Origin of the sequence: Thalassospira sp. UBA1131, assembly GCF_002311515.1 — a bacterium.
Classification (GTDB): domain Bacteria; phylum Pseudomonadota; class Alphaproteobacteria; order Rhodospirillales; family Thalassospiraceae; genus Thalassospira.
Map to the genome: position 1 here is coordinate 174,099 of NZ_DCAO01000036.1, position 1,175 is coordinate 175,273.

Annotated in this window: 2 protein-coding genes; both read right to left on the bottom strand. The window is 58.2% G+C overall.

The annotated features are described in order from the left end of the window. A partial coding sequence (locus tag B3Z49_RS05915) for a GDSL-type esterase/lipase family protein (protein WP_296988875.1) occupies window positions 1-284 on the bottom strand: 284 nt, incomplete at its 3' end. Further along, a partial coding sequence (locus B3Z49_RS05920) for a CCA tRNA nucleotidyltransferase (protein ID WP_296988877.1) occupies window positions 281-1,175 on the bottom strand: 895 nt, incomplete at its 5' end. The genes B3Z49_RS05915 and B3Z49_RS05920, both read right to left, overlap by 4 nt.

Genomic DNA, 1,175 nt, shown 5'->3' on the forward strand with positions numbered 1-1,175 from the left:
CGGTCTTCGGCGTGGTTGGCGTCATTCACCCCAAAACTGAAAATCAGGACCGTCGGGAATTCTTCAACCATGCGAAGGTTGGCTTCAACCTGCCAGCGGGACTTGAGCCCCTCGGACGTTTCCGCGCGAATACCAAGATTATAGATCGTGACGTCACGCCCGGCCTCGTCCAGAAGACGCCTGGCCAAACGCATCGGCCAGCCGCCCTTTTCACCGTCGCGAACACCATTGACCAGACTGTCGCCAAAACAGCAAATCCGATGTCCAATTGCGCCTGTCGTCATTCTTTCTCCTCATCGCCTGCCGTGACCTGGCGGGCAATATAGTCCATCAATTCATCCAGACCGGGTTGGAAATCGCGATCGATCCAGTATTCCTCGGCCTGTCTTAAAAGCGCCCCGATACGCGGCCCCGCAGGTGCAAGGCCAGCTTTTAGGATATCGCGGCCCTGTATTGGTAATTTCACGGGTTGCCAGTTTGCCGCGGCCTCAATCAGGGCTTTCCATTCGTCATTTTCTGCGCGTGTGCAACGTGGTGGCACCGTAGCGCGCGCACTCCACGCCAAGAGCACGGCATCACGAAATGCGGCGGCCCCCATCCGGTACAGATCGCGGCGCACGATTTCCGGCCGCAATTTCGGATCAATCAGCGGCGCATGCGCGACCATTTCGGCAAAACGGTCGGTTTCTTCGTTCGACAGTCGCAAATCGCGCGCAAAACGTTCAGCCGCCGCCAGATTGTCTTCGTCATCATCGCTGTTGCGTCTATCGCCCCCCGGCGCAAACAGTGCTGCAAGGCGGCGCAACGGATCGGGCTGTATCGCCGGATCGGCAAGGGCGGTGCTATCAAGCCACTGCATGATGCGCAGGCAATCGGTGTGGATCAGTTTGGGCAAAATGGCGGGTAAAATGCCAAACCCGATCATGTCATTGATCGTACCAGCAGGACTGCGCGAGCGGAGAAGCTTGAACATCTCGTCGCGAATACGTTCGACCGAAATATCATGAAGACCGTTTACCGCCTTGCGACAGGCTTCTGCCCCGACGGGATCGATCGGCGGGCGGCCAAACCAGGCCTGAAACCGGAAGAACCGCAAGATGCGCAGGAAATCCTCGGCAATGCGGTTTTCGGCCACGCCAATAAACCGCACCCGCCCGTCGCGCAAATCGGTTTCG